Here is a 22,710-nt window from a genome sequence, read left to right as displayed (position 1 = left end):
TTGAAAGTCTGGCGAGGTTATGAGGATGCCGGGAAGCTGTCAATGAAAAAACATACGCTTGTTTTAAAAGCCCGTTAGAGGCCGATATCCGTGTCGGAGCTGTCGAGCCTTGGCGAGGCTGCGATGGCAGCGGCACTGTGAGCAGAGATGTTGCCTGGCCCACCGCTATCGCGGCCTCGCCAAGGCTCGACAGCTCCCACAGGGTTTAGCGGTGTTTGTTGGATCCTTTCACGAGCATGAGCCTTGAGAGGCCCGTTTCAAGGGGTTTCAGCTCTGGCTCACCGGCCGTCCCATCGGTATGCTGGGGCAATCGCGCCTGGCGCACCGTTTCTGTAAGGAGTCCCATGGAGTTTTTGGCTGAGTATGCAAGTTTTCTGGCTAAAACCGTCACGTTGGTCGTCGCCATCCTGGTGGTGCTGATCAGTTTTGCGGCGTTGCGCAGCAAGGGCCGGCGCAAGAATGCCGGGCAGTTGCAGGTCAGCAAGCTCAATGACTTTTACAAAGGCCTGCGCGAGCGCCTGGAGCAGACCCTGCTCGACAAGGATCAGCTCAAGGCCCTGCGCAAGTCCCAGGGCAAGGCCGAGAAAAAACAGAAGAAAACCCCCGAAGCCAAGCCACGGGTGTTTGTGCTGGATTTTGACGGGGACATCAAGGCGTCGGCCACCGACAGCCTGCGCCACGAAATCACTGCGCTGCTGAGCCTGGCCACGCCCAAGGACGAAGTGGTACTGCGCCTGGAAAGCGGCGGTGGCATGGTCCACAGCTATGGCCTGGCGTCCTCGCAATTGGCGCGGATCCGCGAGGCGGGCGTGCCGTTGACGGTGTGCATCGACAAGGTCGCGGCCAGCGGCGGCTACATGATGGCGTGCATCGGCGAGAAGATCATCAGCGCACCGTTTGCCATCCTCGGCTCGATTGGCGTGGTGGCCCAGTTGCCCAACGTCAACCGCCTGCTGAAAAAGCACGATATCGACTTTGAAGTACTCACCGCTGGCGAGTACAAGCGCACCCTGACGGTGTTTGGCGAAAACACCGAGAAGGGCCGGGAGAAGTTCCAGGAAGACCTGGATATCACCCATCAACTGTTCAAGAACTTCGTGTCGCGCTATCGCCCGCAACTGGCGATTGATGAAGTGGCTACCGGCGAAGTCTGGTTGGGCGTCGCGGCGCTGGACAAGCAGTTGGTAGACGCGCTGCAGACCAGTGACGAATACCTGGCCACCAAGGCCAAGACCGCCGAGTTGTTCCACCTGCACTATGCCGAGCGTAAAAGCCTGCAGGAGCGGGTGGGCCTGGCGGCCAGCGGCTCGGTGGACCGGGTGCTGCTGACCTGGTGGAGCCGCCTGACTCAACAGCGTTTCTGGTAACTCACCCACCCTGTAGGCGCCGGCAAGCCGGCACCTACAGGGGATCGCGTCGATCCTGCAGCAGTGGAATCGGATGCCTCATCAGCAGGCCCACCACCAGCGCCCCCAGCAGCCCCAATAGCCCCGCCACCCACAACACCCTGGCAAACCCGCCGACAAACGCTTGCCACGCCAAGGGTTGCACCCATCCCTGCGCCGATTCCGGCAGCAGTGCCATGGCCGCTGGCATATCCCCGGCCACCACCCGCGAGGCAATCCCCGGTACCTGGGCCTGCCATTGCGTGCCAAGGCTGGTTTGCAGCAGATACTCGCTATGGCTGGCCAATAGCGCGCCATACACCCCAATCGCCAACATGATCGCGCTGAAACGCATCGTGGTGCTCATGCCCGATGCCATGCCCGCGCGGTCCCTTGGCACGCAGGCCATGATGTTTTTCTGGGTGTCGCCATTGAGCAGGCCGGCCCCGGCGCCAGTCACTGCAATCGCCAGGGCGAACGGCAGATAACCGCCGACATTCACCGCCCAGGCGCTGAGCAGGTTGCCGCTGCCCACCAGGGCCAGGCCGGCCGCCATCATGGTCGCGGGGGCGAAGCGGCTGGCCAGGCGTGCGCCGATCCGCGGGCAGATCAGCATGGTCAGGGCAAACGGCAACATCCCCAAGCCCGAGGCAATCGCGGAAAACCCCAGGCCGTTTTGCAGGTAGAACGGCAGCAGCGTCATCATCACCTGGGCACACCCGGCATAGGCAAACATCCCCAGCAAGGCCCCGATAAACCGTGGGTACTGGAACAGTTGCAGGTCCACCATGGGCCGGCGCTGCAAGCGCTCCACCCACACAAACAGGCCCAGCAGCAACGCGCCGCCGAGCAGCCGCGCATAGGTCAGCGGGTTGTCCCAGCCGATGCGATTGGCTTCGATCAGGCCCCAGATCAGGCACAGCAGGCTGGCGCTGAAGGTCAGGCTGCCCCAGGGGTCGAGGCGCGCCGATTGGCTGTCGCGCGATTCCGGGATGGCGTGCAGGACCAGTGCGAGCAAGGCCAGACCCACCGGCAGGTTGAGGTAGAAAATCCAGCGCCAGCCCATGTAGTGGGTAATCAGGCCGCCAAGGGTCGGCGCGGCGGTCATCGCCACGCCCATGCAGGCGCCCCAGAATGCCCAGGCCTTGGCCCGTTCCAGGTCATCGTGAAAGGCATGGCCGATGGAGGCCAGGGCCGAGGTCAGCAGCAACGCTGCACCGACACCCTTCACGGCACGGGCGATATCCAGCAGCAGCACGCTGGGCGCGGCGCCACAGCCCAGGGAGGCGAGAATAAAAATCCCCAGGCCCCACACCAGGGTTTTCTTGCGGCCGAAGCGGTCGGCAATGCTCCCGGCTGGCAGCAGCAGGGCGGCGAACGCCAGCATATAGGCGCTGACTACCCATTCGATATCGGCGAAATTGGCGCCCAGGTCGCGAGCAATGGTCGGCAGGGTCACGGCGACGATGTTGGTGTCGAGGACAATCAACGAACAGACCCCGGAGGCGGTCAACAGGGTAAGGCGGGGGCTGACCCGGCTCATGGCAGGATTACCTGACAGGCAACAGGCAAGACGGATTTGACGGGCATCAGGTGGACTCTCTACTGTGGATGTCCTGTGAGCTTATCGTCGGCGCCCAATGATTCTGTTAGCCGAGGCGAAGCACATCATTACCTTTGAGCTAATCCTGCGATGGAAATACGTCATTTCCGCTACTTCCTGGCCGTTGCCCGGCACCGCAACTTCACGCGGGCCGCCGAGCAACTGGATATTGCCCCACCCACCTTGAGCCGACAGATCCAGGATATGGAGCGCGCCCTGGGTACCCGCCTGTTTATCCGGCGTCAGCGGGATGTCAGCCTGACCGAGGCGGGCAGCGCGTTGCTGGGTGAAGCTGAAGCCACCGTGCGCCAGTTCGAGTTCGCCCAGCGCAATGCCCAGCGCGCCGGGCGTGGCGAGATCGGCCATATCGAGTTGGGCTATGTGGCGTCGGCGGTGTATTCCGGCGTGTTGCAACGTCAGGTGCAGGGGTTTTGTGCGGAGTTTGCCGATGTCAGCCTCAGTGTGCGGGAAAGCCCCATGGCCCTGTTGCCGGGGCTGGTGGCCGAAGGGCGCTACGACATTGGCTACATTCGCTCACCCATGACCCTGCCCGACGGCGTGGAGGCGCTACGCCTGGGCAGTGAGGGTTTTGTCCTGGCGCTGCCACAGGGCTCGTGGCTGCTGGGCTTGAAGGCGATCACCTGCGAGCATTTGCAGAACGAGACCTTCATCCTGCCCGAGCAAATCAGCGGCACCTTGCAGGTGGCCGCGCAAGGCGGGTATGCCCCGCGCCTGGGGCCGCAGCCGGGAGGCCTGGTGGCGGTGATTGCCCTGGTGTCCCTGGGGCAGGGCGTGGCGGTGGTGCCGGAGTCGGTGGTGGGGCATGTCAGCTTGCCGGGTGTGCACTACCGCACCCTCCAGGGCAGCGATGCGTCGTCGTGGCTGTCGCTGATCTACCGGCGCTTTGAAAAAGCCCCGGCGGTGGCGCGGTATATCCAGCACATCAAACACAACCCCACCCCGTAGCAACTGGTCCCTACCGGGTCAGGCGGGGCTGTATCGAGTCTGCCAGCTGCGTGAGGATCAGGCAGCAGGACACCGCCCCCGCATCCAGCACCCCCAGCGAGCGTTCGCCCAAACGGCTGGCCCGGCCGATCTTGGCCACCAGGTCCTTGGTCGAGTCGCGGCCCTGGGAGGCGGCGCTTTTCATCGCATCCAGGGCGTCGCTGAAGGACGCACCCGCCGCCTGCGCCTGCTCAAACGCCTCCACCGCCGGGATCAGGGTGTCCATCAGGCACTTATCGCCGACGCCGGCTTCGGTGATGTCCTGCAGGGAGGTGAGGCCGCCGCGCAGTAGATGGGCGAAGGTCGCGGCGTCGATGTTTTCGCTGCCGCGCACTTCATCGGCCATGCCGATAAACAGGCTGCCATACAGCGGGCCCATGGAACCGCCGATGCCTTCCATCAGGCTCAGGGTCAGTTCATCCAGGGCCTCGGCCAGGGTCAGTTGCCGGCCTTCGAGGGTGCGGCCGCAATGGGCGAAGCCCTTGGCCATGTTGATGCCGTGGTCGCCATCGCCAATCGCGCCATCGACTTCGCTGAGGTATTCACGGTTGGCGACGATCACGCTGACCAGGTCGGTGACAATCGCACTGCCGTCGTGGGTAGAAAAATGCTGGCTCATGGTCTATTCCGCCTGGGTCATGCCGATGGAGCGGCAAGGTTGGTCGATCAGGGTTTTCAGCTCGGCATCCAGGCCCAGCAGGGTCAGGGTCACGCCCATCATTTCCAGGGAAGTGAAGTAGTTGCCGACGTAGCAGCGATGGATCTTCAGGCCCTTGGCCTTGAGCTGGCTTTCGACTTCGGCGTAGAAGATGTACAGCTCCATCACCGGCGTCGCGCCCAGGCCCGAGACCAGCACCACCACGCTGTCATCCTGGCTGAAATCGCGGTCGGCGAGGATCGGTGCAAGCATGCGTTCAGCCATGGCCGCTGCAGACTCGATCGGGATCACCTCGATCCCGGGTTCGCCGTGGTGGCCGATACCCAACTCCATCTGGCCGTCCGGGATCTGGAAGTTCGGCTTGCCCACCGCGGCAATGGTGCAAGGCGTCAGGCCGATGCCGATGGAGCGGCAGTGATCGACCGCCTTCTGTGCGACGCGGATCACTCCATCCAGGTCATAGTGCTGCGCGGCGGCGGCCCCGCCGATCTTCCACATGAAGATTTCCCCGGCGACCCCGCGGCGCTTGGCGATATCGGCCTTGGGCGCCGACGCCACGTCATCGTTGGCGACCACGGTGCGGATCTGCATGTCCTTGCTGGCGGCCATTTTCATCGCCAGCTTCACGTTCATATTGTCGCCGGCATAGTTGCCGTACAGACAGGCCACGCCGGCGCCGTGATCGGCGACACGAAACGCGTCGAAGAAACTCTTGGCGGTGGGCGACGAGAAGATTTCGCCGACGGCCACCGCGTCCACCAGGCCGGGGCCGACGTAGCCGAGAAACGCCGGCTCATGGCCGGAACCGCCGCCGGTGACAATGCCCACGCGGCCTGGGCCGGAGGGCTTGGCCTTGCTGATCACGCGGGGGTTGCTGTCGCATTGGCGCAGCTCGGGATGGGCGACCAGAATGCCGCGCAGCATGTCCTCGACCACTTGGTCCGGATCGTTGATGACTCGATTCATAACGCGGGTTCCTGTTCTTGTTGTCTTGGGCGCAGTCGTTCAAGTGTGGGAGCGGGCAGGCCCGCTTCCACATTTGGATGTGTGTTGGGTTCAGGGCTCGAGCACGACCTTCAAGGACTTGTCCCCGCGCTCCATTACCGCAAACGCCTCCTTGAAATCCGCCAGCGCAAACTTGTGGGTCACCACGTCGCGCATGTCGATCTTGCGCTTGCCGATAAAGTCGATGGCCCGTGGGTACATGTACGGGCCCAGGTGCGAGCCGAGTACGTCCAGCTCCTTGCGGTCGCCGATGATCGACCAATCTACCGTGGCCTCGTCGTTGAACACGCTGAATTCGACGAAACGCCCCAGCTTGCGCAGCATCGCCAGGCCCTGGTTCACCGCTTTGTGGTGCCCGGTGGCTTCGATATAGATATCGCAGCCATAGCCGTCGGTGATTTCGCGGATTTTCGCCAGTACATCAACTTCGGCCGGGTTCCAGACTTCGTCGGCGCCCATGCGCAGGGCCAGTTCGGCGCGTTCGGGTTTCATGTCGAGCACGATCAGGCGTTTGGGGTTGCGCATGCGCACCGCGCCGATGATCCCCAGGCCGAGGGTGCCGGCGCCGGCCACGACCACCACATCGTCGAAATCCACATTGGCCCGTTCCGCCGCGTGCAGCGAGCAGGCCAGCGGCTCGATCAGGATCGCTTCGTCCGGCGCGATGGAGTCCGGCACCTGGTGGATGATGCCTTCCTTGGTGAAAATCATGTACTGGGCCATGGCGCCCTGTACGTTGTTCTGGAAGCCATAGAGGTCGTGCTTCTGGCACATCCAGTACTGGCCGTGGTTGCAGAAACGGCAGCCCCAGCAGGGCACGATCTGCTCGGAAATCACCCGGTCGCCGACCTTCACCCCGCGCTTTTCAGCGCCTGGGCCCAGGGCGACCACGCGGCACACAAACTCATGCCCGGGAATCATCGGCGGCTTGACGTAGCGCGGCTGCTCGGCGTCGCCCCAGAACGACGGCGCGCCGCGATAGGTCTTGATATCGCCCATGCAGATGCCGCACAGCTCGACCTTGGTCAGGATCTCGTCGGGGCCTGGCGTCGGTACATCGACGGTTTCCAGGCGATAGTCTTCCGGGCCATGGCAGACCACGGCCTGCATGGTCTTGGGGATCACTGGGTGGAGTTGTTCGGCGGTACGTTCGGTAGCGATGGACATGACAAACCTCACGACGAATAGAAGGATTACTGAATGCTGTAGCCGCCGTCGATCACCATATTGGCGCCGGTGATCATCTGGGCTGCGTCGCTGAGCAGGTACAACGCCAGCCCGGCGATTTCATCCGGCTGGGCAAAACGGCCCGCCGGGATCTGCAATTTGGCCCGTTCGCCCACTTCGCCGGCCCAGGCTTTCTTGCCCAGGGCGGTCTCGACGATGGTGGGGGAGATGGCATTTACAGTGATGTGCGGCGCCCATTCCATGGCCAGGACCTTGGTCATGCCGACAATCGCGGCCTTGCTCGCGCAATAGGCCACATGCCGATCCAGGCCGATCACCGCCGCCTGGGACGCCAGGTTGACGATGCGCCCGCTGCCCTGGGCGAGCATGTGCCGGGCGCAGGCCTGGGCCACGAAAAAGCTGGCCTTGAGGTTGATATCCAGGGTGATGTCCCAGGCGTTTTCGCTGACGTCGATGGCCTTGTCCAGCATCACCACGCCGGCGCTGTTGATCAGATAATCCAGGCGTTTGAAGTGCGCGAACACGTAGTCGATGCTGCTCTGCACCTGATCGAGCTGGCGCAGGTCGACGGCCAGGCCAAGATGTCCGGCGCCGAGGCTGGCGGCTATTTCCACCACGGCCGGATCGCGGTCGAGCAGCGCCACGCGTGCGCCACGCTCCACCAGCAGGCTGGCACATGCCAGACCAATCCCCGCAGCCCCACCGGTGATCACGGCGCAGCGGCCGCTGAGGTCGAAGGCTTGGTTCCAGAATCCAGACATTGGTTTAACTCCATTCTCAAAAACAGTGGAGATCGGATGTGGGAGCTGGCTTGCCTGCGATGCGCGCATCTCGGTCTGTCAGGGATGCCGAGGTGAGGCAATCGCAGGCAAGCCAGCTTCCACATTGACCGCGTTGCTATTTAGTGCCGCTGACCTGCTGGTACAGCGCATCCGCATTGGCATTGGTGACCGGCACCCACGGCAGGATGTAGTTCTTCGCGGTGCCGTCGGCCCATTTCAGGTCCTTGGCATAGCGCTCCCAAATCACCGACTTGGGCTTGTAGTCTTCGCCCGCCAGTTGCCGCAGGGCTACGTCCAGTGCGCCCTGGGACTGGGCCTGGGCGTCTTGCAGGAAGGTGGTGACTTCATCTCGTTTCGCTGCCTGGATCGCGTCGGGCATGCCGTCGATGGAGGTGACAGGCACCTCCTTGGAGGTCAGTCCATGGGACTTGAGGGCCTGCACGGCGCCGAGGGCCATGTCGTCGTTTTGCGCGATCACCCCGTTGATGCCCTTGGGGTGGGCGTTCAGCCAGTCTTCAGTCAGGGTCAGGGCCTGGGCGCGGTCCCAGTTGGCAGTCTTCTTCTCGATGATCTTGATCCCGGGGTGTTTGCCCAGCACTTCCAGCTCGCCTTTTTCCCGGTCGATCTGCGCCGACTGGCCAATCGGGCCCTGGATGATCACCACATTGCCCTTGCCCTGGAGTTTGTCGACCATGGCCTGGGCCTGCAGGCGACCACCCTCGACATCGTCGTTGCCCACGTACGGCACGCTGGCGTCGGCGACCTTGGTGTTGGAGGCGATCACCACCACATCGTTGGACATTGCCTGCTTCACCGTGCCGACACCGGCCTTGGTGTCGATGGGCACGAAGAGGATCGCGTCGTAGCGCTGGGTGACCATGTTTTCGATCTGGTTGTTCTGGGTCAGCGCGTCATAGTTGCCGTCGAAGACGGTCAACTGCACGGTGCCATCCTTGACCGCCGGATGCTCCTTCAGCTCGCGCACCCAGTTCTGCATGAACTGGCCCTTGAGGCCGTACACGGCGGCGCCGATTTTGTAAGTCTTGCCATCGGCGGCCAGGGTGATGCTGCTGGCGAGCAGGGAGAGGGCCGCCACGGCGGCAAACGATGTAGCGAATTTCATAATGAGAACCCCGTTTATTGTTGTGGTCGTTCAGTTCGGTTCAGAGCAAAAGCGACTAGCGTTTTTTCTTGCGCCACACGTCAATCAACACCGCGAGTACGATGATCAGGCCCTTGGCGACCTGCTGGTAATAGGAGGACACGCCAAGCAGGTTCAGGCCGTTGTTGATCACCCCGATCAGCAGGGCGCCGAACAGCGTGCCGACGATGGTGCCGACGCCGCCGGACAGGCTGGTGCCGCCGATCACCACGGCGGCAATCGCATCCAGCTCATAGGACATGCCGGCCTGGGGCAGGGCGGAGGTGGTGCGCGCGGACAGCACCACGCCCGCCAGGCCGGCGAGCAAGCCCGAGACCACGTACACCGAGAACGTCACCTTGCGCACGCCGATCCCCGAGGTGCGTGCGCTTTTTTCGTTGCCGCCCACCGCGTACACATAGCGCCCGTAGGTGGTGTAGCGCAGCACCATCCAGAAGATCAGCGCGACCACCGCAAAGATAATGACCGGTATGCCAATCGGCCCGAGCTTGCCGATGCCCAGGGCCAGGTAGGCGTCCGGCAGGTCGGTGACCGGGCTGCCATCGTTGAGGATAAAGGTCATGCCCCGGGCCACACTCAGCATGCCCAGCGTGGCAACAAAAGGCGGGATCGACAGGTTGGCCACCATGAAGCCGTTGACCATCCCCAGCATCGCTCCGGCGAACATCCCGGCACTGACGGCGGCGAGCAGTCCGTAGCCCTGGGTCGCGACCAGGGCGCTGCACAGCCCGGCGAAGGCGAGGATCGAACCTACCGACAGGTCGATGCCCTTGGTCAGGATCACGTAGGTCATGCCCACCGCCAGGATGCCGTTGATCGAGGTCTGGCGCAGGATGTCCATCCAGTTGCGCCAGGTCATGAAGTATTCGCTGGAAAACGCCATGACCACGCACAGCAGGATAAACACCAGTGGCAGGCCAAAGCGGTCGAGGGAAAGGCGCAGGCGGCTGCGCGCAGGGGTGGTCAGTGGCGTGGCAAGGGTTTTGGCATTCATGAGGCAAGACTCAACAAGGCTTCCTGGGAAAGGGCGGTGTCGCTGCTGATAGTCACCAGCCGGCCGCCCTTGAAGACCGCGATACGGTCGCTCAGGTGCAGCAGTTCCGGAGCTTCGGACGACACCACGATGGCCGCGCCACCGGCGCGCACGAACTGGTCGAGCAAGTGATAGATCTCCTGCTTGGCACCTTCGTCGATGCCCCGGGTCGGCTCATCGCACAGCAGGCACACCGGTTGGGTCGACAGGCATTTGGCGAGCACTACCTTTTGCTGGTTGCCGCCGCTCATGGACGCCACTGGCAGGTCGAGGGAGGTGGTCTTGATCTGCAGGCGCTTGACCATGTCCTCGGCCAGTTGGGTTTCCTTGCGCGCATTGATCAACGACCAACTCGACAGTTGCTTGTACGCCGACAGCGCGATGTTCGAGAGGATGCTGGAGCTGAGTACCAGGCCGCTTTCCTTGCGGTCTTCGGTGACCAGGGACATGCCGGCGCGGATGGTCGCCTTGGGCAGGCCGATGGGCATCGGCTTGCCTTGCAGGGTGACGCTGCCGGCGTCCGGGGTGGTCAGGCCGTAGATGCAGTTGAGGAACTCGCTGCGCCCCGAGCCCATCAGCCCGTAGATGCCGAGGATTTCGCCCTGGCGCACTTGCAGGCTGATGTCCTGGAACTCGCCGCTGCGGCTCAGACCCTGGACGTCCAGGCAGCAGTCGGCGGCGCTTTCGCGGCCGACCTTGTGGTCGATGCGCGTCAATTCCTGGCCGACGATGCCGCGCACCAGGTGGGCGCGGTCGATATCGGCCATGCGCCCGCTTTCGACGAAGGCGCCATCGCGGAAGATGCTGTAGTCGTCGGCTATCTGCGCAAGCTCGCTGAGGCGATGGGACACATACACGATCCCGGCGCCACGGGCGGTGAGGCGGCGGATGGCTTTGAACAGGGTTTCGGCTTCGCGCTCGCCGATGGCGGACGTGGGCTCGTCCATGATCATCACCTGGCAGTCATGGCTGAACGCCTTGGCGATCTCCACCAGTTGGATCTGCGCCACGCTCAGGCGATGCATGGGCGCGCTGGCGTCGACCTCGAACTCCAGGCTTTCCAGGAGCTCGCGGGTGCGCCGGTGCAGTTCCTTGCTGTCGACGATGCAGCCGGCGCGCCGTGGTTCGCGGCCCAGCCAGATGTTTTCGGCGACGCTCATGTAGGGGATCGGTTCCAGCTCCTGGGTGATCATCGCGACCCCCGCCGCCAGCGCTTCGCTGGGACGATTGAAATGTACGGGAGCGCCATTGAGCAGGATGTTGCCGGCATCACGTTGGGTAATGCCCATCAAGATACTGAGGAAGGTGGATTTGCCCGCGCCATTGCCGCCGCACAGGGCGTGCACGCTACCGGCCCGCAGCGAGAGGCGGCCGTCACGCAGGGCAGGGATGCCGGCGTAGGCCTTGGCGACGTGTTCAGCCTGGAGCAGTAATGGCGTGGCCATCGGCGTGTCCTCGTGCTGTGAATTCTTATTAGGTACACAGTCGTGTTGCTGCGTGATCATATGTGTACCAAATGAAATTCTGATCAGTCAATCTCTTTCACTGGAAACTTGTAATCGCCGGCAATTTCTTAATGTTTGGCGTTTTAGAGGGGTTTGACTGGAAGGTCAGTTAAAACGTGCTTGACAGTTGCGAGGGAATATCCGAGAAATGCCTGATCGAAATTTCACTGAGTGATCATATGATCAGTCTTAAGTTTCACCACGGCAGCGGAGCCTAATGCCATGAACACACCTTTCCCGGTGGCTATCGGATGTGACGAAGCGGGTTTTGAGCTCAAGGAGCTGTTGAAGCGCCATATCGAGGCGCTGGGGTATCCGGTGACCGACTTTGGCACCCATTCCACGGCGCCGGTGCTGTACCCGGATATTGCGCTGGCGGTGGCCACGGCCATCAACGGCGGGCAGCAGCGCCTGGGAGTGCTGGTGTGTGGCACGGGCATCGGCATGGCCATCTCGGCCAATAAAGTCTTGGGTATTCGCGCGGCTCAGGCCCATGACACCTATTCGGCGGAGCGGGCGCGCAAGAGCAACGATGCGCAGATCCTGTCCATCGGTGCGCGGGTGGTGGGGGCGGAGCTGGCCAAGAGCATCGTCACCGCGTTTCTGGCCTCGGAGTTCGAGGCGGCGCGTTCCGGGGCCAAGGTCGAGCGCATCAACGCCATTGAGCGTGATGGGCATCAGTAGTGGACGTAGCGGGGCAAGAGTCGGGAGAATGCGCCTTTGACGCCGAAACGGAAGCCCGTCCCCATGAGTGACAGTACCCTGCGCACCGCCAGCGATATCGATCTGATGACCGAAGTGGCGATGCTCTATTACCTTGAGAACGTCACTCAGGAAGCCATCGCCAAGCGCTTTGACCTATCCCGGGCCAAAGTCAGCCGGCTGCTCAAGCGTGCGCGCGATGAAGGGATAGTCGAGGTGCGGGTGCTGCAGCATCCGGCGATGAACAACGAATTGGAACAGGCGTTGGTGGAGCGCTTCCAGCTGGACCGTGCGTTGATCGCGGTCGATCACAGTGACGCCGACACCCAGCGCTCCGCCGTGGCCAGCCTGGTGGCCAACTACCTGAACAAGACCCTGGGCGACGGCATGATTGTCGCTGTGGGCATGGGGCGCAATGTGGGGGCGGTGGCCGATAACGTGTTTTTGCCGGTGACGCGCAACTGCACATTTGTCTGCGCCATTGGCGGTTCGCTCAAGGCTGGCGAATACATGAACCCCGACCATATCTGCCGACGCCTGGCCCTGCGTTTTGGCGGCGAGAGCGAAAGCCTGTACGCCCCGGCGCTGGTGGCCAACCCGGAACTGCGCAGCGTGTTGATCAGCAACGACACCGTACGCTCCACCCTCGACCGCGCACGGCGCGCCGATATGGCGCTGATCGGCATCGGCGACATGAGCGAGAACAGCAATATGGTGCGCATGGGCTGGTTCTCACCCCAGGAAATCGCCCAGGCGCGCTTGTCCGGCACGGTGGGTGACATGATGGGTTACGACTTTATCGACATTCATGGCCAGCCGGCGGTCAACGCCATCCAGGGGCGAGTGATCGGCTTGACGGTGCAGGAGTTGTTCCGCATTCCCGATGTGGTGGCGATTGCCAGTGAAAACACCAAGGCGGCGGCGACCCTGGGGGCGTTGCGCTCGGGGGTGATCAATACGCTGGCGACCACGGTAACCAATGCCCACACCATCCTAGCGCTGGACGACGCTACCCGCAAAACCTGACCTGTCTTCTCTCAAAATATGGGCACTGGCGTGTGTGGGGGGAGGGGGCTGGCTTGTGTGGGAGCTGGCTTGCCTGCGATAGCATCGCCTCGTTCTAACTGATACACCGAGGTGCCTGCATCGCAGGCAAGCCAGCTCCCACACAGCCCCCCCCACGCAAGCCCACAGCTCCGGCTTTCGAGGGGCGGCTTTTACAGATCTTGTAATGGTTTTAAATTGTAGGGAATTTGTATTTTCCATGTAGGATTAACGTCCTTTTCTCACTGCAGGATTTGCATGAACACCCTCTCGGAGCCCCCCAGTCGTCTTTCTCCAAGACCGCTACTGCCGACGTTCCCGCTGAAACATCCTCTATTTAGGCTGCTAACCTTTTCCCGGTCATCGGACCGCGTCTTGTTGTGCCCGGCATTCTGAAAATCAATAAAGAGACAGAGACTTCTATATGGAATGGTTAGCGGATCCAACGGCCTGGCTCGGCCTGTTGACCTTGATTGTGTTGGAACTGGTACTGGGTATCGACAACCTGGTGTTTATCGCGATCCTGGCGGACAAGCTGCCACCGGAGCAGCGTGACCGTGCGCGGTTGATCGGCCTGTCCCTGGCGCTGATCATGCGCCTGGGCCTGTTGGCGAGTATTTCCTGGTTGGTGACCTTGACCCAGCCGTTGTTCGAGGTGTTCGACAAGAGCTTCTCCGGACGTGACCTGATCATGCTGTTTGGTGGTGTGTTCCTGTTGTTCAAGGCCACCATGGAGTTGCATGAGCGGCTCGAAGGGCATGTCACCGAGCGCACCGGCAATGCCGCCTACGCGATGTTCTGGCCGATTGTGGCGCAGATCGTGGTGCTGGACGCTGTGTTCTCCCTCGACGCGGTGATTACTGCGGTCGGCATGGTTGACGAGCTGGCGGTGATGATGATCGCGGTAATCGTGTCCATCGGCGTAATGATCGTGGCCAGCAAGCCGCTGACTCGCTTCGTCAATGCGCACCCGACGGTGATCATGCTGTGCCTGGGCTTCTTGATGATGATCGGTTTCGCCCTGACCGCCGAAGGTCTGGGCTTCCACATTCCGAAAGGCTACCTGTACGCGGCCATCGGCTTCTCGATCCTGATCGAGGTGTTCAACCAGATCGCCCGGGCGCGCCGCAAGAAGTCGGCGCAAGGCCTGCGGCCGATCCGTGAGCGCACTGCCCATGCGGTGATGCGTCTGCTGGGCGGTCGCAGCCTGGCGGTGGAAGAAGTGGGTGAGGACGTTACGGACCTGTTGGGCGACTCGCAGGACCATCAAGGCCCGCTGTTCGACCGTCGCGAACGGATCATGATCAGTGGTGTGCTGCAACTGGCCGAGCGGCCGATCCGCACCTTGATGACCCCGCGGGCGAATGTCGACTACATCGACTTGGCCGACGACCCTGAGACGATCCGCCTGAAGCTGATGCACTCGTCCTACTCGCGCTTGCCGTTGATCCGTAACGGCGCGGTGGATGAGCCCCTGGGCTTCGTGCATAAGAAGGAGTTGCTCAAGGAGTACCTGGCCGGCAATGAGCCGAACCTGGAACACCTGGCGCGGCGGGCGATCAACCTGCTGGACAGCTTCTCGATCCTCAACGCCCTGGAGCAGATGCGCCAGGAGTCGACGCACATCGCCTTTGTGATCAACGAGTTTGGCGATTTCATGGGGGTGTTGAGCATGACCGACATCCTTGAGTCCATCGCCGGTGAGTTGCCTGATGCCAGTGAAGTCGAAGGCCCGGACATCGTCGAAGAGCAGGGCGGTTATCGCGCCAATGGTGCGTTGAACCTGAACCTGATTCGCCAGCGCACCGGGTTCAAGGCCGTGGCCACCGAGGATTACCAGACCCTCGCCGGCCTGGTCATGAGCCTGTTGGATCGCCTGCCAGTGGTCGGTGACAGCCTGGAATACGAAGGCTGGCGCCTGACCGTGGCGGCGGTGGAGGAGCGGCGGGTGACGCAGGTACTGCTGGCCCCTGTCGCGCTGGGTTAACGGGGCTTTGCTCGTTTGGTCGGCACACCCCGGGTGCGCCGCTCGAAGGTTCTTTTCAGGGTCTGCTCCTGGGTCTCCCAGGGGCCGAACCCCTTGAGCTTCTCTACCAGCCTGCCGTTTTTCAAGATCAGCAGCGTCGGCGTGCCGGTCACCTCGGGATGCCGTGGGGTCTGGCTGGTGTCCAGTACATAAAGCGCCGCCTGGCGTCGATAGCGACCGGCCACTTTGCTGAACAGTGGCTTGGCCGCGCCGCACGCCGGGCACTGGGGCGATACAAACAGCATAAACACCGTGCGGGGCGTCTGCAGCGCACGTCTATACGCCTGCGCGTCGTCGATCACCGTGTTGATCAGTCCCATGACAGTCTCCTTGTAGGCACTTGGCCAAACCCTAAGTCGGGTGGGCTGGACGGTCTACTGTGAGAATTCACAGGTAACGCACCCAAATGGGATGGACCGCAACGGATTGTGGCGCACGGTAGCAGTGTGTCTGCCGGCGCTGGCGGCGCGGTGATTCGTCGGTGCCTTCTTATCTCTCTGATTTAAAAACACTTGCGCGCTTCAATAGGCTTCTCCTGCTGGCTGTGGCACACTTTCTGCTGTCTATTCCGTTGTTACATACCTGGTTCCGGTATAGCGGAATACACAACTTCTGGAGTGCTTGCCATGCATCGCCGACCTTCCGTGTTTAAAGCCTGTGTTTTTCTCTTCGCCGCATCGGCTTGCCTCGCCAGCCAAGTGCAGGCGGACAGCAAGCTCGATGAGGTGCTCAAGCGTGGGCATCTGCTCGTCGGTACAGGCAGTACCAATGCGCCGTGGCACTTCCAGGGAGCGGATGGCAAGTTGCAGGGGTTTGATATTGATATCGGGCGCATCGTCGCCAAAGGCCTGTTCAACGACCCGAGCAAGGTCGAGTTTGTGGTGCAGTCGTCCGATGCGCGGATTCCCAACCTGTTGACCAACAAAGTCGACATGAGCTGCCAGTTCATCACCGTCACCGCCAGCCGCGCGCAGCAGGTGGCGTTCACCCTGCCGTACTACCGCGAAGGCGTGGGCCTGCTGTTGCCGGCCAACAGCAAATACCAGCAAATCGAAGACCTGCAGGCAGCGGGGGATGACGTCACTGTGGCGGTGCTGCAAAACGTCTACGCCGAAGAGCTGGTGCACCAGGCGCTGCCCAAGGCCAAGGTGGATCAATACGACAGCGTCGACCTGATGTACCAGGCGGTGAACTCCGGGCGTGCCGACGCGGCGGCCACCGACCAGTCCTCGGTCAAGTACCTGATGGTGCAGAACCCCGGCCGCTACCGCAGCCCGAGCTACGCCTGGAGCCCGCAAACCTATGCGTGCGCGGTCAAGCGTGGCGATCAGGACTGGCTGAACTTCGTCAACACCGCCCTGCACGAGGCGATGACCGGCGTCGAGTTTCCGACCTATGCAGCCTCGTTCAAGCAGTGGTTTGGCGTTGATCTGCCGACCCCGGCGATTGGTTTTCCGGTGGAATTCAAATGATTGTTGAGCGCGGGGCGTCGCAGCGGGCGCCCCAATCAAGGTAGTGCCGACCATGAACTATCAGCTGAATTTTGCCGCAGTCTGGCGCGATTTCGACACCCTGCTGGCGGGCCTCGGCCTGGGCCTGCAACTGGCCTTGCTGTCGATTGCCATCGGCTGCGTGATCGGCCTGTTGATGGCCTTTGCCATGCTGTCCAGGCACCGTGCGCTGCGGATTCTGGCCTCGGTGTATGTGACGGTGGTGCGCAACACGCCGATCCTGGTGCTGATCCTGTTGATCTACTTTGCCTTGCCCAGCCTGGGCATCCGCCTGGACAAGATCCCCTCGTTCATCATCACCCTGTCGTTGTACGCCGGGGCCTACTTGACCGAAGTGTTCCGTGCCGGCCTGTTGAATATTCCCAAGGGCCTGCGCGAAGCCGGCCTGGCGATTGGCCTGGGGGAGTGGCAGATCCGCGCCTACATCACGGTGCCGGTGATGCTGCGCAACGTGCTGCCGGCGCTGTCGAACAACTTTATCTCACTGTTCAAGGACACCTCTCTGGCGGCGGCGATTGCCGTGCCGGAGCTGACCTATTACGCCCGCAAGATCAACGTCGAAAGCTACCGGGTGATTGAAACCTGGCTGGTGACGACCGCGCTCTACGTGGCGGCCTGCTACCTCATCGCCATGCTGCTGCGTTACCTGGAGCAGCGCCTGGCGATTCGTCGATAAGAGGGGTTTTCCATGTATTGGCTGCATGAGTTGTGGATCGCCCGGGCAACCCTGTGGGCAGGGTTCCAGACCAGCGTGTATTGCTCGGTGCTGGCGATTATCTTCGGCACCCTGATCGGCATCGTCGCCGGGTTGGTGCTGACCTACGGCAAGTTCTGGATGCGCGCGCCGTTTCGTCTGTACGTTGACCTGATCCGTGGCACCCCGGTGTTTGTGCTGGTACTGGCCTGCTTTTACATGGCCCCGGCGCTGGGCTGGCAGATCAGTGCGTTCCAGGCCGGTGCCCTGGGCCTCACGCTGTTTTGCGGCTCCCATGTCGCCGAGATTGTGCGCGGTGCGTTGCAAGCCATTCCCCGTGGGCAACTGGAAGCGGGCAAGGCCATCGGCCTGACCTTCTATCAGTCCCTGGGCTATGTGTTGCTGCCCCAGGCACTGCGGCAGATTTTGCCGACCTGGGTCAATTCCTCCACCGAGATCGTCAAGGCCTCGACCCTGCTGTCGGTGATTGGTGTTGCCGAGTTGCTGTTGAGCACCCAGCAAGTGATCGCCCGGACCTTTATGACCCTGGAGTTCTACCTGTTTGCCGGCTTTCTGTTCTTTGTCATCAACTACGCCATCGAGTTATTCGGGCGCTACATTGAAAAGCGGGTGGCCTTGCCATGAATCAACCATTGCTCAACATCAGCGGCCTGCGCAAGCAATACGGTGCGGTGGAAGTCCTCAAGGGCGTTGACCTGTCGCTGCAGCGCGGCAACGTGGTGACCTTGATCGGCTCCAGCGGCTCGGGCAAGACCACGCTACTGCGCTGCGTCAACCTGCTGGAAGAGTTCCAGGGCGGGCAGATCACCCTCGACGGCGAGTCCATTGGCTATGCCGATGTTGCCGGCAAGCGCGTGCGTCACCCGGAAAAACTCATTGCCCAACACCGCGCCATGACTGGCATGGCGTTCCAGCAATTCAACCTGTTCCCCCATCTGACGGCGTTGCAGAACATCACCCTGGGCCTGCTCAAGGTCAAGCATATGGGCAAGGACGAGGCGGTGGCCCTCGCGGAAAAATGGCTGGAGCGCGTCGGCCTGCTGGAACGGCGCAACCACTTCCCCGGTCAGTTGTCCGGCGGCCAGCAACAGCGCGTGGCGATTGCCCGGGCGATTGCGATGAACCCCAGCCTGATGCTGTTCGACGAAGTGACCTCTGCGCTGGACCCGGAGTTGGTCGGCGAGGTGCTCAGTGTGATCAAGGGCCTGGCGCAAGAGGGCATGACCATGTTGCTGGTGACCCACGAAATGCGCTTTGCCTACGAGGTTTCGGACAACATCGTGTTTATGAACCAGGGGCGGATTGAAGAGCAGGGCCCGCCCAAAGCGGTCTTTGAGCGCCCGCAATCGCCACGCCTGGCGGAATTTCTGAAAAATATTCGTTTTTAATCAAGGAGCAACTTTATGAGCATTACTCGTTACGGCGCCGGCAGCACTGCCGGCGGTGGCCAACCCCGCCCATTTGCCCGTGCAGTGGAGGCCGATGGCTGGTTGTACGTGTCGGGCCAGGTGCCGGCGGTGGATGGCGAGATTATCAACGGCGGGATTGTCGAGCAGACCCACCAGACCATGAAGAACGTGGTGGCGATCCTTGAAGAGGCCGGCTACGGGCTTGAAGACGTGGTCCGGGTCGGCGTATGGCTGGAAGACCCGCGGGATTTCTGGAGTTTCAACAAAGTCTTCGGCGAATACTTCACCCCCGAACACGCCCCGGCGCGGGCCTGTGTGCAGGCGAATATGATGGTCGATTGCAAGGTTGAGATTGATTGCGTGGCTTACAAGAAAAAAGGCTAAATGCCCGATCTCAAGACCACTAAAAATTCAATGTGAGAGTGAATTGGGGGGGGAGCGGGCTTGCTCGCGAAAACGGTGTATCAGTGCCAGATTTGTTGGCTGACACGCCGCTTTCGCGAGCAAGCCCGCTCCCACACAAAGCGACTCTTACATGGACCTCTTACGCTGATGAAGACCGCCATGACCGAAGACACCATCAAGCGCCGCGCAAAAGGCCTGGACCGAGCGTTCGATATCCTCGATTTTCTCAAGGAAGTCGGCCAGCCCCTGCGCCCCAATGATATTGCCAGTGGCATCGGCAGCCCCAAGTCCACGGTCTATGAACTGGTCGCCTCCCTGCTGGAGCGGCGGATTCTCGAAACCGTGGGCAAGGACGGTCACGTGTACCTGGGCCGTCAGCTGTACTTCCTCGGCCAGGCCCACTTGCGCCATTTCGACCTGACCCGCGAGGCCGATCACGCCTTGCAGGAGATCGTCAGCCAAACCCACGAGACGGCGCAGATGTGCCTGCTCAACGGGCGCAAGTACACGGTGGCGCTGATGCGCGAGGGCGAGCGGCATTTCCGGATTTCTTCGGATATCGGTGAAAACGCGCCCATCCCCTGGACCGCGTCCGGGCGCCTGTTGCTGGGGCATTTGAGCGACCAGCAGATCATCGACCTGATCGACCACGACGACTTTATCCTGCCGGACGGCCAGCGTTTACCCCTGGACACCTTCCTCGGGCAGATCCGCCAGGCCAGCGTCGATGGCTTTTTTTCCTTCGACAGTGTTGCCGACACCTTTACCCACTGCTTTGCCGCCCCGGTGCGTGACGCCCAGGGCGTCGCCATTGCGACCCTGTGCATCGTCGCCCCACGGGCCGACGCCAAGAACAATTACGACGACTACCGCCGGGTGCTGATCGAAAGCGCCAATAACCTGGCCCGTCGCATCAATGAATAGCGAAACGGAGTAACCCCATGTCTGCCTTCAATGCCGTTGAAAAAGGCGCCGCCGCCAGCGGTGCCCACCTGGTACGCGACGTCAGCCTGCCCGCCCTGGTGCTGCACCGCGCGGCCCTGGAACACAACATCCGCTGGATGCAGGACTTTGTCAGCAACAGCGGCGCGCAACTGGCGCCCCATGGCAAGACCAGCATGATGCCGGCGCTGTTTCAGCGTCAGTTGGCACAAGGCGCCTGGGGCATCACCCTGGCTACCGCAGTGCAGACCCGCGCGGCCTATGCCGGTGGCGTGCGCCGGGTATTGATGGCCAACCAACTGGTGGGCGCGCCTAACATGGCGCTGATCGCCGAGCTGCTGGCTGACCCCGAGTTTGACTTCCATTGCCTGGTCGATCACCCGGACAACGTCGCTGACCTGGGCGCATTCTTCGCCGCCCGTGGCCTGCGCCTGAACGTGATGATCGAATACGGCGTGGTCGGCGGCCGCTGCGGTTGCCGCAGCGAGCAAGAGGTGCTGGACCTGGCGCGGGCAATCAAGGCCCAGCCGGCCCTGGTCCTTACCGGGATCGAAGGTTATGAAGGGGTGATCCACGGCGAGCATGCCATCAGCGGTATCCGCGAGTTTGCTGCGTCCCTGGTGCGTCTGGCGGTGGATATGCAGAACAGCGGGGCCTTTGACCTGGGCAAGCCGATCATCACCGCGTCGGGTTCGGCCTGGTATGACCTGATCGCCGAGTCTTTCGCCGCGCAAAACGCCGAAGGGCGCTTCCTCAGCGTGCTGCGCCCCGGCAGCTATGTGGCCCACGACCACGGCATCTACAAGGAGGCGCAATGCTGCGTGCTGGACCGGCGCAGCGACCTCACGGAGGGCCTGCGCCCGGCCCTGGAAGTCTGGGCCCATGTGCAGTCGTTGCCGCAGCCGGGGTTTGCAGTGATCGCCCTGGGCAAGCGCGACGTGGCCTACGACGCCGGCCTGCCGGTGCCCCTCAAGCGCTACAAGGCTGGCGTGCTGCCGGCGGTGGGCGATGACGTGAGTGCCTGCAAGGTCACGGCGGTGATGGACCAGCACGCCTTCATGAGCGTGGCGGCGGGGGTTGAACTGCGTATTGGCGACATCATCTCGTTTGGCACCTCGCACCCGTGCCTGACCTTTGATAAGTGGCAGGTGGGGTGTTTGGTGGATGAGCAGTTACAGGTGATCGAGACATTGCACACCTGTTTCTAGACCCCGTCGCGGCCATCCCAGGCAAGCCAGCTCCCACATGGGGATTTGTGAATACATTCCAATGTGGGAGCTGGCTGGCCTGGGATGAGGCCCCAAAACCCAGCCGAGAATCCAAATATGACCCCACACCCGCGCATCGCCCTGATCGGCGAATGCATGATCGAACTGCAACACCGCGCCGACGGCAGCCTGCAACAGAGCTTCGGTGGCGACACCCTGAACACCGCCGTCTACCTGCGCCGCGAGCTGGGGGCCAGCAGCACGGTGGATTACGTCACCGCCCTGGGCGATGACAGTTTCAGCGATGCCATGTGCCAGCAATGGGCCGCCGAAGGCCTTGGCCTGGACCGGGTCCAGCGCTTGCCGGGGCGCCTGCCGGGTTTGTATTGCATCCAGACCGATGCCCGCGGCGAGCGTAAATTTCTCTATTGGCGCAACGAAGCGGCGGTGCGCGATTGCTTCACCACGCCAGGGGCCGAGCCGGTCCTGGCGGCCTTGCCGAGTTATGACGTGCTGTATTTCAGCGGTATCACCCTGGCTGTATTGGGCGAAGTGGGGCGCGTGCGCTTGCTGGCCGTGTTGCTGGAAGCCCGCCAGCGTGGCGCCCGGGTGGTGTTCGACAACAACTACCGGCCGCGTCTTTGGGCCAGTGTCGAAGCCGCTCGTGAGGCTTATCAGCAGGTGTTGGCGCAGGTGGATATGGCCTTGCTCACCGAAGACGACGAGCGTGCCCTGTTTGGCTATGCCGACAGTGAGCAGGTGTTCGCCGCTTATCCAGGGATCGAGGAAGTGGTGCTCAAGCGCGGCGCGGATGACTGCCTGATTCGCCAGGGCGGCGAGCGTTTTGCGGTGCCGGCGCAGGTAGTCGAAAAGGTGGTGGACACCACGGCGGCGGGGGATTCGTTCAGCGCGGCGTATCTGGCCAGTCGGCTCAGGGGTGGTTCACCGCAAGAGGCGGCTTTGGCGGGGCATCGGTTGGCCAGCCGGGTGATCCAGATTCCGGGTGCGCTGATTCCCAGGGACTGAGCATTCCCACGCTCCGCGTGGGAATGCAGCTACGGACGCTCCGCGTCCCAGAAGCGGACGCAGAGCATCCAGTGAGGCGTTCCCACGCGGAGCGTGGGAACGATCAGGGTGCTCTAGTCGCGGTAGAACACCTGCACCAGGTGATACCCAAACTTGCTCTTGATCGGCCCATGCACCACCCGCAGCGGTTTCTTGAAAATCACCGCATCAATCACCCCGACCATCTGCCCCGGCCGCACTTCACCCAGATCGCCGCCGCGCTTGCCGGACGGGCAGGTGGAGAACTTCTTGGCCAGCACATCAAAGGCTTCGCCCTTGGCAATACGCTGCTTGAGTTGTTCGGCTTCTTCGCTGGTCTTGACCAGGATATGGCGGGCTTGGGCTTTCATCGGGCAG

23 protein-coding genes are annotated in these 22,710 nt (G+C 62.2%); 13 read left to right on the top strand and 10 right to left on the bottom strand.

Annotation, left to right across the window (positions count from 1 at the left end; genetic code table 11):
- The first annotated feature begins 344 nt into the window (after window positions 1–344).
- Window positions 345–1,367, top strand: coding sequence for a protease SohB (gene sohB, locus HBR94_RS04505; RefSeq protein WP_057959237.1), 1,023 nt, complete (start codon window positions 345–347; stop codon window positions 1,365–1,367).
- A 34-nt stretch (window positions 1,368–1,401) separates the two neighbouring features.
- Here sohB and HBR94_RS04500 read toward each other — a convergent pair whose 3' ends face one another.
- Window positions 1,402–2,928: an MFS transporter gene (locus HBR94_RS04500; protein WP_057440823.1), complete on the bottom strand. Its 1,527-nt coding sequence runs from the start codon at window positions 2,926–2,928 to the stop codon at window positions 1,402–1,404.
- 150 nt (window positions 2,929–3,078) lie between these two features.
- On the opposite strand from HBR94_RS04500, the gene HBR94_RS04495 reads away from it, so the two are divergent.
- On the top strand, window positions 3,079–3,954 hold the full coding sequence (locus tag HBR94_RS04495; RefSeq protein WP_057959238.1) for a LysR substrate-binding domain-containing protein: 876 nt from the start codon (window positions 3,079–3,081) through the stop codon (window positions 3,952–3,954).
- Window positions 3,955–3,964: 10 nt separating this feature from the next.
- Here the strand turns inward: HBR94_RS04495 and dhaL are convergent, their stop codons facing one another.
- The 7 genes from dhaL to HBR94_RS04460 all read right to left on the bottom strand — a co-directional run bounded on the left by dhaL (window position 3,965) and on the right by HBR94_RS04460 (window position 11,266).
- Window positions 3,965–4,612, bottom strand: coding sequence for a dihydroxyacetone kinase subunit DhaL (gene dhaL, locus HBR94_RS04490; RefSeq protein WP_115128449.1), 648 nt, complete (start codon window positions 4,610–4,612; stop codon window positions 3,965–3,967).
- A 3-nt stretch (window positions 4,613–4,615) separates the two neighbouring features.
- Entirely contained in the window at window positions 4,616–5,617 is a 1,002-nt protein-coding gene (locus HBR94_RS04485) for a dihydroxyacetone kinase subunit DhaK (RefSeq protein WP_057440830.1), read from the bottom strand.
- 90 nt (window positions 5,618–5,707) lie between these two features.
- Complete coding sequence (locus HBR94_RS04480; RefSeq protein ID WP_115128447.1) at window positions 5,708–6,823, bottom strand: alcohol dehydrogenase catalytic domain-containing protein; 1,116 nt, start codon at window positions 6,821–6,823, stop codon at window positions 5,708–5,710.
- Between the two features lie 26 nt (window positions 6,824–6,849).
- Complete coding sequence (locus tag HBR94_RS04475; protein ID WP_170044254.1) at window positions 6,850–7,605, bottom strand: SDR family oxidoreductase; 756 nt, start codon at window positions 7,603–7,605, stop codon at window positions 6,850–6,852.
- A 136-nt stretch (window positions 7,606–7,741) separates the two neighbouring features.
- The gene (locus tag HBR94_RS04470) at window positions 7,742–8,749 is read right to left on the bottom strand and encodes a substrate-binding domain-containing protein (protein ID WP_115128445.1); all 1,008 of its coding nucleotides are present in this window, start codon (window positions 8,747–8,749) and stop codon (window positions 7,742–7,744) included.
- Between the two features lie 55 nt (window positions 8,750–8,804).
- A complete protein-coding gene (locus HBR94_RS04465) occupies window positions 8,805–9,782 on the bottom strand; it encodes an ABC transporter permease (RefSeq protein WP_115128444.1) in 978 nt (325 codons plus the stop codon).
- Window positions 9,779–11,266, bottom strand: coding sequence for a sugar ABC transporter ATP-binding protein (locus HBR94_RS04460; protein ID WP_057444030.1), 1,488 nt, complete (start codon window positions 11,264–11,266; stop codon window positions 9,779–9,781). The genes HBR94_RS04465 and HBR94_RS04460 overlap by 4 nt, the downstream gene beginning before the upstream one ends.
- A 282-nt stretch (window positions 11,267–11,548) precedes the next feature.
- On the opposite strand from HBR94_RS04460, the gene rpiB reads away from it, so the two are divergent.
- From rpiB to HBR94_RS04445, 3 genes are all read left to right on the top strand, one after another.
- The gene (rpiB, locus tag HBR94_RS04455) at window positions 11,549–12,010 is read left to right on the top strand and encodes a ribose 5-phosphate isomerase B (RefSeq protein WP_057440839.1); all 462 of its coding nucleotides are present in this window, start codon (window positions 11,549–11,551) and stop codon (window positions 12,008–12,010) included.
- Between the two features lie 63 nt (window positions 12,011–12,073).
- A complete protein-coding gene (locus HBR94_RS04450) occupies window positions 12,074–13,054 on the top strand; it encodes a sugar-binding transcriptional regulator (RefSeq protein ID WP_029293725.1) in 981 nt (326 codons plus the stop codon).
- Window positions 13,055–13,496: 442 nt separating this feature from the next.
- Window positions 13,497–15,059 carry a TerC family protein gene (locus HBR94_RS04445; protein ID WP_170044253.1) on the top strand — a complete coding sequence of 521 codons (1,563 nt, stop codon included), beginning with the start codon at window positions 13,497–13,499 and terminating at the stop codon, window positions 15,057–15,059.
- Here the strand turns inward: HBR94_RS04445 and HBR94_RS04440 are convergent.
- Window positions 15,056–15,418 (bottom strand): thioredoxin family protein, encoded by a 363-nt coding sequence (locus tag HBR94_RS04440; protein WP_170044252.1) that lies wholly within the window; start codon window positions 15,416–15,418, stop codon window positions 15,056–15,058. The two genes, HBR94_RS04445 and HBR94_RS04440, sit on opposite strands and share 4 nt — an antisense overlap.
- A gap of 306 nt (window positions 15,419–15,724) precedes the next feature.
- Here HBR94_RS04440 and HBR94_RS04435 point away from each other — a divergent pair, with 306 nt between their 5' ends.
- The 8 genes from HBR94_RS04435 to HBR94_RS04400 all read left to right on the top strand — a co-directional run bounded on the left by HBR94_RS04435 (window position 15,725) and on the right by HBR94_RS04400 (window position 22,314).
- Window positions 15,725–16,570 carry a transporter substrate-binding domain-containing protein gene (locus HBR94_RS04435; protein ID WP_057440842.1) on the top strand — a complete coding sequence of 282 codons (846 nt, stop codon included), beginning with the start codon at window positions 15,725–15,727 and terminating at the stop codon, window positions 16,568–16,570.
- A 52-nt stretch (window positions 16,571–16,622) separates the two neighbouring features.
- Window positions 16,623–17,285 (top strand): amino acid ABC transporter permease, encoded by a 663-nt coding sequence (locus HBR94_RS04430; RefSeq protein WP_057440843.1) that lies wholly within the window; start codon window positions 16,623–16,625, stop codon window positions 17,283–17,285.
- A gap of 12 nt (window positions 17,286–17,297) precedes the next feature.
- Window positions 17,298–17,948: an amino acid ABC transporter permease gene (locus tag HBR94_RS04425; protein ID WP_057440845.1), complete on the top strand. Its 651-nt coding sequence runs from the start codon at window positions 17,298–17,300 to the stop codon at window positions 17,946–17,948.
- Entirely contained in the window at window positions 17,945–18,712 is a 768-nt protein-coding gene (locus HBR94_RS04420) for an amino acid ABC transporter ATP-binding protein (protein ID WP_057440847.1), read from the top strand. Before HBR94_RS04425 ends, HBR94_RS04420 begins: the two co-directional genes overlap by 4 nt.
- Before the next feature lie 15 nt (window positions 18,713–18,727).
- Entirely contained in the window at window positions 18,728–19,117 is a 390-nt protein-coding gene (locus HBR94_RS04415) for a RidA family protein (protein ID WP_057959246.1), read from the top strand.
- A gap of 180 nt (window positions 19,118–19,297) precedes the next feature.
- The gene (locus HBR94_RS04410) at window positions 19,298–20,062 is read left to right on the top strand and encodes an IclR family transcriptional regulator (protein WP_057440989.1); all 765 of its coding nucleotides are present in this window, start codon (window positions 19,298–19,300) and stop codon (window positions 20,060–20,062) included.
- Window positions 20,063–20,079: 17 nt separating this feature from the next.
- Window positions 20,080–21,288 carry an amino acid deaminase gene (locus HBR94_RS04405; protein ID WP_115128439.1) on the top strand — a complete coding sequence of 403 codons (1,209 nt, stop codon included), beginning with the start codon at window positions 20,080–20,082 and terminating at the stop codon, window positions 21,286–21,288.
- Window positions 21,289–21,405: 117 nt separating this feature from the next.
- Window positions 21,406–22,314 carry a sugar kinase gene (locus tag HBR94_RS04400; protein WP_170044251.1) on the top strand — a complete coding sequence of 303 codons (909 nt, stop codon included), beginning with the start codon at window positions 21,406–21,408 and terminating at the stop codon, window positions 22,312–22,314.
- A 113-nt stretch (window positions 22,315–22,427) separates the two neighbouring features.
- On the opposite strand, the gene HBR94_RS04395 is transcribed toward HBR94_RS04400, so the two are convergent.
- Window positions 22,428–22,703: a peptidylprolyl isomerase gene (locus HBR94_RS04395; RefSeq protein ID WP_029293742.1), complete on the bottom strand. Its 276-nt coding sequence runs from the start codon at window positions 22,701–22,703 to the stop codon at window positions 22,428–22,430.
- Window positions 22,704–22,710 lie beyond the last annotated feature (7 nt).

Origin of the sequence: Pseudomonas sp. WS 5412 (assembly GCF_012985615.1) — a bacterium.
In the GTDB taxonomy this organism is placed as follows: Bacteria; Pseudomonadota; Gammaproteobacteria; order Pseudomonadales; family Pseudomonadaceae; genus Aquipseudomonas; species Aquipseudomonas shahriarae.
The sequence above is the reverse complement of the archived record's forward strand: the minus strand, read 5'-3'. Positions and strand labels throughout refer to the sequence as shown.

Coding starts and splice junctions, on each gene's coding strand:
- HBR94_RS04475 (WP_170044254.1), bottom strand. CDS start 7,605: ATGTCTGGATTCTGGAACCAAGCCTTCGACCTCAGCGGCCGCTGCGCC.
- HBR94_RS04450 (WP_029293725.1), top strand. CDS start 12,074: ATGAGTGACAGTACCCTGCGCACCGCCAGCGATATCGATCTGATGACC.
- HBR94_RS04405 (WP_115128439.1), top strand. CDS start 20,080: ATGTCTGCCTTCAATGCCGTTGAAAAAGGCGCCGCCGCCAGCGGTGCC.
- HBR94_RS04395 (WP_029293742.1), bottom strand. CDS start 22,703: ATGAAAGCCCAAGCCCGCCATATCCTGGTCAAGACCAGCGAAGAAGCC.
- dhaL (WP_115128449.1), bottom strand. CDS start 4,612: ATGAGCCAGCATTTTTCTACCCACGACGGCAGTGCGATTGTCACCGAC.
- HBR94_RS04410 (WP_057440989.1), top strand. CDS start 19,298: ATGACCGAAGACACCATCAAGCGCCGCGCAAAAGGCCTGGACCGAGCG.
- HBR94_RS04500 (WP_057440823.1), bottom strand. CDS start 2,928: ATGAGCCGGGTCAGCCCCCGCCTTACCCTGTTGACCGCCTCCGGGGTC.
- HBR94_RS04470 (WP_115128445.1), bottom strand. CDS start 8,749: ATGAAATTCGCTACATCGTTTGCCGCCGTGGCGGCCCTCTCCCTGCTC.
- HBR94_RS04460 (WP_057444030.1), bottom strand. CDS start 11,266: ATGGCCACGCCATTACTGCTCCAGGCTGAACACGTCGCCAAGGCCTAC.
- HBR94_RS04480 (WP_115128447.1), bottom strand. CDS start 6,823: ATGTCCATCGCTACCGAACGTACCGCCGAACAACTCCACCCAGTGATC.
- HBR94_RS04420 (WP_057440847.1), top strand. CDS start 17,945: ATGAATCAACCATTGCTCAACATCAGCGGCCTGCGCAAGCAATACGGT.
- HBR94_RS04400 (WP_170044251.1), top strand. CDS start 21,406: ATGACCCCACACCCGCGCATCGCCCTGATCGGCGAATGCATGATCGAA.
- rpiB (WP_057440839.1), top strand. CDS start 11,549: ATGAACACACCTTTCCCGGTGGCTATCGGATGTGACGAAGCGGGTTTT.
- HBR94_RS04415 (WP_057959246.1), top strand. CDS start 18,728: ATGAGCATTACTCGTTACGGCGCCGGCAGCACTGCCGGCGGTGGCCAA.
- HBR94_RS04435 (WP_057440842.1), top strand. CDS start 15,725: ATGCATCGCCGACCTTCCGTGTTTAAAGCCTGTGTTTTTCTCTTCGCC.
- HBR94_RS04440 (WP_170044252.1), bottom strand. CDS start 15,418: ATGGGACTGATCAACACGGTGATCGACGACGCGCAGGCGTATAGACGT.
- HBR94_RS04425 (WP_057440845.1), top strand. CDS start 17,298: ATGTATTGGCTGCATGAGTTGTGGATCGCCCGGGCAACCCTGTGGGCA.
- HBR94_RS04465 (WP_115128444.1), bottom strand. CDS start 9,782: ATGAATGCCAAAACCCTTGCCACGCCACTGACCACCCCTGCGCGCAGC.
- HBR94_RS04445 (WP_170044253.1), top strand. CDS start 13,497: ATGGAATGGTTAGCGGATCCAACGGCCTGGCTCGGCCTGTTGACCTTG.
- sohB (WP_057959237.1), top strand. CDS start 345: ATGGAGTTTTTGGCTGAGTATGCAAGTTTTCTGGCTAAAACCGTCACG.
- HBR94_RS04430 (WP_057440843.1), top strand. CDS start 16,623: ATGAACTATCAGCTGAATTTTGCCGCAGTCTGGCGCGATTTCGACACC.
- HBR94_RS04485 (WP_057440830.1), bottom strand. CDS start 5,617: ATGAATCGAGTCATCAACGATCCGGACCAAGTGGTCGAGGACATGCTG.
- HBR94_RS04495 (WP_057959238.1), top strand. CDS start 3,079: ATGGAAATACGTCATTTCCGCTACTTCCTGGCCGTTGCCCGGCACCGC.